Source organism: Burkholderia sp. KCJ3K979 (assembly GCF_016759955.1).
GTDB classification, from domain to species: Bacteria; Pseudomonadota; Gammaproteobacteria; order Burkholderiales; family Burkholderiaceae; genus Burkholderia; species Burkholderia orbicola.
In genome coordinates this window covers 1-7967 of sequence record NZ_JACFYV010000272.1, presented here as the reverse complement: position 1 = coordinate 7967, position 7967 = coordinate 1, and the positions used below count along the sequence as shown (strand labels likewise).

At 69.6% G+C, this 7967-nt stretch carries 8 protein-coding genes; 6 read left to right on the top strand and 2 right to left on the bottom strand.

Going from position 1 to position 7967, the window contains the following annotated elements; translation table 11 throughout:
* The 3 genes from H3O04_RS32085 to H3O04_RS32075 form a co-directional block, all read left to right on the top strand.
* The coding region (locus H3O04_RS32085) for a MetQ/NlpA family ABC transporter substrate-binding protein (protein ID WP_237666513.1) at window positions 1-197 on the top strand (197 nt) is incomplete at its 5' end.
* Window positions 191-1177, top strand: a complete 987-nt coding sequence (locus H3O04_RS32080) for a YkgJ family cysteine cluster protein (RefSeq protein ID WP_202589221.1) — start codon at window positions 191-193, stop codon at window positions 1175-1177. The genes H3O04_RS32085 and H3O04_RS32080, both read left to right, overlap by 7 nt.
* Before the next feature lie 65 nt (window positions 1178-1242).
* Window positions 1243-1569 carry an antibiotic biosynthesis monooxygenase family protein gene (locus H3O04_RS32075; RefSeq protein WP_202589220.1) on the top strand — a complete coding sequence of 109 codons (327 nt, stop codon included), beginning with the start codon at window positions 1243-1245 and terminating at the stop codon, window positions 1567-1569.
* A gap of 14 nt (window positions 1570-1583) precedes the next feature.
* On the opposite strand, the gene H3O04_RS32070 is transcribed toward H3O04_RS32075, so the two are convergent.
* Together H3O04_RS32070 and H3O04_RS32065 are read right to left on the bottom strand one after the other, a co-directional pair.
* The gene (locus tag H3O04_RS32070; RefSeq protein ID WP_202589219.1) at window positions 1584-2462 is read right to left on the bottom strand and encodes a hypothetical protein; all 879 of its coding nucleotides are present in this window, start codon (window positions 2460-2462) and stop codon (window positions 1584-1586) included.
* Between the two features lie 155 nt (window positions 2463-2617).
* The gene (locus H3O04_RS32065) at window positions 2618-3550 is read right to left on the bottom strand and encodes a LysR family transcriptional regulator (protein ID WP_012338709.1); all 933 of its coding nucleotides are present in this window, start codon (window positions 3548-3550) and stop codon (window positions 2618-2620) included.
* A 206-nt stretch (window positions 3551-3756) separates the two neighbouring features.
* On the opposite strand from H3O04_RS32065, the gene H3O04_RS32060 reads away from it, so the two are divergent.
* The 3 genes from H3O04_RS32060 to H3O04_RS32050 form a co-directional block, all read left to right on the top strand.
* Window positions 3757-4530, top strand: a complete 774-nt coding sequence (locus H3O04_RS32060; protein WP_006479742.1) for a putative hydro-lyase — start codon at window positions 3757-3759, stop codon at window positions 4528-4530.
* Between the two features lie 86 nt (window positions 4531-4616).
* Window positions 4617-5915: an MFS transporter gene (locus tag H3O04_RS32055; protein ID WP_006479741.1), complete on the top strand. Its 1299-nt coding sequence runs from the start codon at window positions 4617-4619 to the stop codon at window positions 5913-5915.
* Between the two features lie 128 nt (window positions 5916-6043).
* Window positions 6044-7967 (top strand): hydantoinase/oxoprolinase family protein (locus H3O04_RS32050; RefSeq protein ID WP_272929908.1); only part of this gene is annotated, 1924 nt, incomplete at its 3' end.

Sequence of the window (7967 nt, the reverse complement as noted above, 5' to 3'; positions counted from 1 at the left end):
CCCGCTTCGGACTGCAGCCCGCGCGCGACAGCATCAGCCTCGAGGACGCCCGCTCGCCGTATGCGAACGTGCTCACGGTGCGCGATGCCGATCGCGCGAAGCCGTGGGTCGCGCAGCTCGTCGCCGCGTATCACTCGGACGACGTCGCGCGCTTCATCCTCACGCGTTACCAGGATTCGGTGCGGCGGCCGTGGTAGACACCTACCTGCTCGCGTGCAACGCGTGCGGCCGCTGCTGCAACAGCGCGCCGACGCTGTCGTTGCGCGAACTCTTCCGGCATCGGCATCGCTTCGTCGGCGCGTTGACGATTCGCCGCGTGCCGAAGCGGTGGATCGGCGAACGCTGGCAGGCGGGCGGGCGCGAGCATGTGCTCGACGCGGACGACGTCGCCGCGGCCGACGCGCTGGCGGACCGGCTGTTCCACCGCGGCGGCGGCGTGCAGGGCGAATGGCTCGCGCTGACGCTGCAAGGCTACGACTATCCGTCGCTGGGCCGTTGCGCGGCGCTGGCCGACGATGGCCGCTGCGGCGTGCATGCGAACAAGCCTTCGATCTGCGGTGCGGTGCCGCTCGATCCGATGCTGCCCGACCGGTTGCAGGCACGCGTGCTCGCGGCACGGCGCGACGATGCGGCGTGGCTGGGCGCGAACTGCATCGTCGAAGCGGGGCATGTGCGGTTTGCCGATGAATCGGTGTTTCCGATTCCGCTGGTGACGGCCGGGCAGGTCGCGGATCGCGCGGCGCTCGACGCGCATCGCGAGGCGCTCGTGTTCGAGCGCGCGGTGTGGCGCGACGCCGTGTTCGCGTCGCTGGCCGACGGCGGGCCGGGGGTGAGCCATGCGCTGTCGCGGCTGGCGCCCGGCGGCTACCTGACCGTGTCGATCGTGCCGGTCCTGCTGGCCGTCGCGCAGGTTTCCGCGCATTGCCGCGCGCTGTGCGTCGACTTCATCGACGCCCAACTGGCCTTGATCGGCGCGAACGTCGAAGCGGCACTCGCGCGCCGACAGGCCGCCGACCGGCCCGCGACGCACGAATTGCGTGGCTTCGCGCAGGCGCTGGGACGGGCGCGACAAGCGCTCGCGGCGATGCCGGCACCGGCAGCCACCGTGCATGAAGATGCGCCGCGCATCGACGCGTGGCTCGACGATCGCGCCGACGCCGCGCCGCTCGCCGCCTGACGCTCGCGATACGCCGCGTGTGCCGTACACTTGGCGCTCTTTCAATCGTGGCAGAGCGAGCAGGCATGTACGCATCGACCTTCATTTTCCGTGCCGGGCAGTACGACGACGAATTCCATCGGCTCGATCGGCAGATCGCCGACATGGCGCGCGCGACGCCCGGCTATCTCGGCGAGGAAACGTGGGAGAACGCGGAAGCCGGCCTGATCCAGAACGTCTATTACTGGGAATCCGAGGCGGCGCTGGGGCAGTTGATGCAGCATCCCGCGCATCTCGAGGCCAAGGCGAAGCAGGCGCGCTGGCTGGACGGGTATCGCGTCGTGATTTCGCAGGTGCTTCGCGAGTATGGCGACGGCAAGCTGACGCCGCCGCATGCGGGGCCATCCGCGTAACGGTTGCCGGTCGGTCAGGCGGTCGCGCCGGTTTCTCCCGGCGTGGCCGGTTCTCCCGCCGTGCGCGCCCAGATCGGGAACGTCGCGTTCTGGATCGACGTCTGCGCGTCGATGACCTTGCGGTGATCGATGCCGGGCAGGTCGAGCAGCCGGTCGACCGCCGCCTTCGCGCCTTCGGCATCCTGCGGAAAGGCACACGCGAACTGCTTGTTCGTATCGAACAGAATCCACCAGATATCCGACGCGAACGGCCCCTGGTCGTTGGTCTCGATCATGATCGCGCCGAGGTCGGACAGCGCGATGCCGCGCATCGCCCCGGTCCCGTCGGTCGCTTCGATGCGCGTGTCGGTTGCCGTCACGGTCCAGCCGCTCTGCCGGGCAGGCGGTCGGATCGATGACGGCGCGGCATCCGGTCGAGCCGGGCTGCCGGTGCCGGTCGGCACGGCCCCCGCCGCGGCACCGACGCCGAGGCTCGGCGCACCGTCATCCTGCGAACCGCGCGCATCGATCCACGGCAGCGCGGCGGCGCACACCATTACCGCCATCCATAAGTAGTACCCGGCCCCGAACGTGCGGATCGTTTCGTAGTTCGCATCGGTCGGGACCGTATGCCACCCGAGCGCGAAGACCACGACCACGGCCAGCAGCGCGGACACGGTACGACTCGGCCTGAGCAGCGCGACGACGAGCAGCGGGTTGCCGAGCCATGCGAATTGCAGGTCGAGGATCGCGAGCGGGCCGAGCACCAGCACGGTATAGCCATGCCACCAGTTCACCGCGCCGGCCGCGTTCGGCGGTTCGGCCGCGACGGGCAGCAGCAGCGACGCGACATACAGCGCGACGATCACGACGCGTGCGAGGTTCAGGCGGGGCGAAGCGGAACGAATCTGCATGTTGCCTTCTCGTGGTGCACGATCATGCGAAGCGACGAATGCCGGGCGGCCGGGCCGTCATTCACGGTGCGCGGCGCCGATGCGGCGACGCGTCGAACGCGATTGTGGGCGATTCATGCGGCGATGTCGAACGCGCGTCGTCCGCCGCTGCAAAGTCAAAGCGCTTCGACCAGCAACCGCGTGCTCTTCTCGCAATACTCGTGACATGCTGCACGCGCCGCGATCGACGCGCCGTGCACGAACCGCGGCGCGTCCGCCCGCCGCGACATCGACACGACGATCGACGGCGGCGACGGCTGCAGCGGCAGCTCGACGACTTCGCCGCTTTCGATCAGCGCATCGACGAACAGCACCGGAATCGCGGCGACGCCGAAGCCGTCACGCACCAGTTGCACGATCACCGAGATCGATGGCGAACCGGTGATGCGCGTCTCCGACAGCGGCACGCCGTGCGCATGCGCGAGCGTGCGGACGATGTCCTCCAGCGCGCGATGGGGCGCGGTGCCGCGGCCGTAGGTGAGGATCGGCTGGCGCAGCACCTGCCGCGCGAGGCCCGCGCGGGTATTCGGCAGCAGGCCGGCGCGCGCGATCCAGCGCACCGGGTAGTTCGCGAGCGCGTCGCACACGACAGACGCCTCGTCGCTGCCTTCCACACGGATGATCAGGTCGAGCTCGCCGGCCATCAGCCGGCGCTGCAGCACGACGCTGACGTCCACGGTCAGGTCGATCTCGAGCTCGGGATAGTCGGCCGCGAGCCGCCGCATGTAGTGCGGCAGCCAGCTGTGCACGACCGTCTCGATCACGCCGAGCCGCAGCTTGCCGCGCAGCGCACTCTCGCCGGACGCGGCGGCCTGCAGTTCCTGCGTCGCCTCGACCACGGCTTTCGCATAGCCGAGCAGGTATTCGCCATTCGGCGTGAGCCGGAATTCGCGGCTGTCGCGATCGACGAGTACCGTATGCAGTTCGTCCTCGAGCGCCTTCAGGCGCTGCGAGATCGCGGCCGGCGTCGCGTGCAGCGCCGCCGCGGTCGTGCGGAAGTTGCGCAGCTTCGCGAGCGTGACGAAGGTTTCGAGAAAACGCGTGTTCATGGCGGTCGGGCGAGGCAGTGGATGCGCAGCTTGCCGGCGACGAAAAGTGAACGGGACCGGGGAAAACCCGCAGGTTCGTTAAGAAATTCTATACAACCGGCGCAAAAAAACTCGTTGGCGACAAAATTTTTTCCTTTCTATTCTTCGCCCTATCCGATGACACATCACCGTCATCGCCACGCCATCCCGATCTGCGACCGACTCTCATGACGCCTTCCGAATTCCGTCAATCCGTGCGCCGCGGCGCGTTCCGCGGCCCGACCGCCGGCCATTGCGGCCCGTTTGCCCAGGCGAACCTGGCGATCCTGCCCGACGCGTACGCGCACGATTTCCTGCGCTTCTGCCAGGCGAACCCGAAGGCCTGCCCGCTGCTGGGTGTCGGCGAACCGGGCGCGTTCCGGATCGACGCGCTCGGCGACGATCTCGACATCCGCACCGACGTGCCGAGCTACAACGTCTATCGGGACGGCCGCCTGACCGAGCGCGTCGAGTCGCTCGACGCGCTGTGGCGCGACGATTTCGTCGTATTCGCGATCGGCTGCTCGTTCTCGTTCGAGGACATGCTCGCCCGCGAAGGGATCGGGCTGCGCCACGTCGAGGAGGGTCGCAACGTGCCGATGTACCGCACGTCGATCGCGAACCGCCGCGCGGGGATCTTCGGCGGCCAGCTGGTCGTGTCGATGCGGCCGCTGCGCGGCGCCGACGCGATCCGCGCGGTGCAGATCACGAGCCGGTTCCCGGGCGTGCACGGCGCGCCGATCCATATCGGCGATCCGCGGGCGCTCGGCATCGAGGATCTGAACGCGCCCGAATTCGGCGACGCGGTGACGATCCGCGACGGCGAGCTGCCGGTGTTCTGGGCATGCGGCGTGACGCCGCAAACCGCGCTGATGGACGCGAAGCTGCCGATCGCGATCGCGCATACGCCCGGCCACATGCTGATGACCGACATCACGAATGCCTCGCTGGCCGTGTTCTGACCCGGCCGGCCCACCCGTAAGCGACGTACAGACGACACACCGCACCCCACGCCATTGGATCGGCGCATAACGACAGGAGTACCACCATGGAAAGCAAGACCCTCGCGGCGCCCGCCGCCGAGCCCGCGAGCCGCGAGCGCACCGGCCTGTTCTCGTGGTACGCGGATGCGCAGCCGCGCGAGCGCCGCGCGTTCTGGAGCTGCAAGGTCGGCTACATGCTCGACGGGATGGACACGCAGATGTTGTCGTTCGTGATCCCGACGCTCGTCGCGACCTGGGGCATCTCGCTCGCCGACGCGGGCTTCATCGGCACGATCACGTTGCTCGCGTCGGCGCTCGGCGGCTGGATCGCCGGCATCCTGTCCGACCGGATCGGCCGCGTGCGCACGCTGCAGCTCACGGTGCTGTGGTTCGCGGTGTTCACCGCGCTGTGCGGGCTCGCACAGAATTACCACCAGCTGGTCGCGGCGCGCGCGCTGATGGGCTTCGGCTTCGGCGGCGAATGGACGGCCGGCGCGGTGCTGATCGGCGAAGTGATCCGCGCGCGCGACCGCGGCAGGGCGGTCGGCCTCGTGCAGTCGGGCTGGGCGATCGGCTGGGGGCTGTGCGCGCTGCTGTATGCGCTGCTGTTCTCGGTGCTGCCCGCCGAGCAGGCGTGGCGCGCGCTGTTCCTGGTCGGGCTCGCGCCCGCGCTGCTGGTCGTCGCGATCCGCCGCTATGTGAAGGAGCCGGACGTCTACGAGAAGGAGAAGGCCGCGCAGGCGAAAGTGGCCGACGCGCCGCGCCTCACCGAGATCTTCGCGCCGAAGCTGATCACGACGACGCTGCGCGCGGCGCTGCTGACGACCGGCGCGCAAGGCGGCTACTACGCGATCACGACGTGGCTGCCGACCTTCCTGAAGACCGAGCGGCACCTGACGGTGATGGGCACCGGCGGCTATCTCGCGATGATCATCTTCGGCTCGTGGGTCGGCTACCTGACGAGCGCGTACCTGACCGACCGCCTCGGCCGCAAGCCGAACTTCATCCTGTTCGCGGTCGGCTCGATGGTGATCGCGTTCGCGTACACGTCGCTGAACCTGACCAACGCATCGATGCTGTGGCTCGGTTTCCCGCTCGGCTTCTTCGCATCGGGCATCTTCTCGGGGATGGGCGCGTTCCTCACCGAGCTGTTCCCGACCCGCGTGCGCGGTTCAGGCCAGGGCTTCTGCTACAACGTGGGCCGCGCGATCGGTGCGCTGTTCCCGTTCCTGATCGGCGCGCTGTCGAAGCAATACGGGCTCGGTACGAGCATCGGCATCTTCGCGGTCGCCGCCTACGGCGTGGTGATCGTCGCCGCGCTGACGCTGCCCGAGACTCGCGGCCGCGAACTCGACGCCGCCTGACCGGCGGCAGCGGCGGGGCCGCCGGCCCCGCGTGTTTCCTCCCCTTTCATCGACACCGTGACACGGCGCGCGACGCGCGCCGTGCGGCGGCGCTCGTCCCTCGAATCAACGACGCATCGACCGACATCATGACTGACCGACACCTTTCTCCCGTTCCCTCCGACACCGCGCGCTGGCAATTCTGGATCGACCGCGGCGGCACGTTCACCGACATCGTCGCGCGGCGGCCCGACGGCACGCTCGTCACGCACAAGCTGCTGTCGGAGAACCCCGAGCAGTACCGCGACGCGGCCGTGGCCGGCATTCGCCACCTGCTCGGTCTCGCGGCCGACGAGCCGATCACGCCCGCGCAGGTCGACATGGTGAAGATGGGTACGACGGTCGCGACCAACGCGTTGCTCGAACGCAAGGGCGAACGTACCGCGCTGGCCACGACGCGCGGTTTTCGCGACGTGCTGCGCATCGCTTACCAGAACCGGCCGCGCCTGTTCGATCTCGACATCGTGCTGCCCGACGCGCTGTACGAGACGGTCGTCGAGATCGACGAGCGCGTCGGTGCGCACGGCGACGTGGTTGTGCCGCTCGACGTTCAGGGTGCCGAAGCGTCGTTGCGCCGCGTGTTCGACAGCGGGGTGCGTGCGCTCGCGATCGTGCTGATCCACGGCTACCGCTACACCGCGCACGAACGGATGCTGGCGGAACTCGCACGGCGCATCGGCTTCACGCAGGTATCGGTGTCGCACGAGGTGTCGCCGCTGATGAAGATGGTGTCGCGCGGCGATACGACCGTGGTCGACGCGTACCTGTCGCCGATCCTGCGCCGCTACGTCGAGCAGGTCGCGCACGAGATGCCGGGCGTGAACCTGCAGTTCATGCAGAGCAGCGGCGGCCTCACGCGCGCCGATGCGTTCCAGGGCAAGGACGCGATCCTGTCGGGCCCGGCCGGCGGCATCGTCGGGATGGTGCGTGCGGCGCGCGCGGCCGGCTTCGGCCAGGTGATCGGTTTCGACATGGGCGGCACGTCGACCGACGTGTCGCACTACAACGGCGAATTCGAGCGCGAGTTCGAGACGCAGGTGGCCGGCGTGCGGATGCGCGCGCCGATGATGAGCATCCATACCGTCGCGGCCGGCGGCGGCTCGGTGCTCGGCTTCGACGGCGCGCGGCTGCGCGTCGGGCCCGAATCGGCCGGCGCGAACCCGGGGCCGGCCGCGTACCGGCGCGGCGGCCCGCTGACGGTGACCGACTGCAACGTGATGCTCGGCAAGATCCAGCCCGATCATTTCCCGCGCGTGTTCGGCCCGCATGCGGACCAGCCGCTCGACCGCGACGGCGTGGTCGCGAAGTTCGCGGCGCTCGCCGACGAGATCCACGCGGCGACCGGCCGGCGCGAGACGCCCGAGGCGCTCGCCGAAGGGTTCCTGGAGATCGCGATCGGCAGCATGGCGAACGCGATCAAGAAAATTTCCGTGCAGCGCGGCCACGACGTGTCGCGCTACGTGCTGACGACGTTCGGCGGCGCGGGCGGCCAGCACGCGTGCGGCGTGGCCGATGCGCTCGGGATGACGCAGGTGTTCGCGCATCCGCTCGCCGGCGTGCTGTCCGCGTACGGGATGGGGCTGGCCGACCAGACCGCGATGCGCGAGCGCGCGGTGGAAGCCGTGTTGTCCGACGCATCGCTGCCGGCGCTGAACGCGGCGCTCGACCGGCTCGCCGACGAGGCCATCGGCGCGCTGCTCGAACAGGGCGTGCCGCCGGAGCGGATCGCAACCGAGCGGCGCGTGCACCTGCGCTACCAGGGCACCGATTCGGCGCTCGACGTGCCGGCCGGCAGCGTCGCCGCGATGCAGCAGGCGTTCGAGGCCGCGTACCGGCAGCGCTACGCGTTCCTGATGCCGGGCACGCCGCTGGTGGCCGAACTCGCGTCGGTCGAGGCGATCGGCCGCTCGGACGCGCCGGTCGACATCGCGCCGCTCGCGCCGCGCGAGGCGGGCGCGGCGCCGCAAGCGCACGCGGCCGTGCGCTTTTATTCCGGCGGCCAGTGGCACGACG

Bases quoted from the DNA above. Each gene is read 5' to 3' on its own strand.
- H3O04_RS32075 (WP_202589220.1), top strand. From the start codon at position 1,243: ATGTACGCATCGACCTTCATTTTCCGTGCCGGGCAGTACGACGACGAA.
- H3O04_RS32070 (WP_202589219.1), bottom strand. From the start codon at position 2,462: ATGCAGATTCGTTCCGCTTCGCCCCGCCTGAACCTCGCACGCGTCGTG.
- H3O04_RS32065 (WP_012338709.1), bottom strand. From the start codon at position 3,550: ATGAACACGCGTTTTCTCGAAACCTTCGTCACGCTCGCGAAGCTGCGC.
- H3O04_RS32060 (WP_006479742.1), top strand. From the start codon at position 3,757: ATGACGCCTTCCGAATTCCGTCAATCCGTGCGCCGCGGCGCGTTCCGC.
- H3O04_RS32055 (WP_006479741.1), top strand. From the start codon at position 4,617: ATGGAAAGCAAGACCCTCGCGGCGCCCGCCGCCGAGCCCGCGAGCCGC.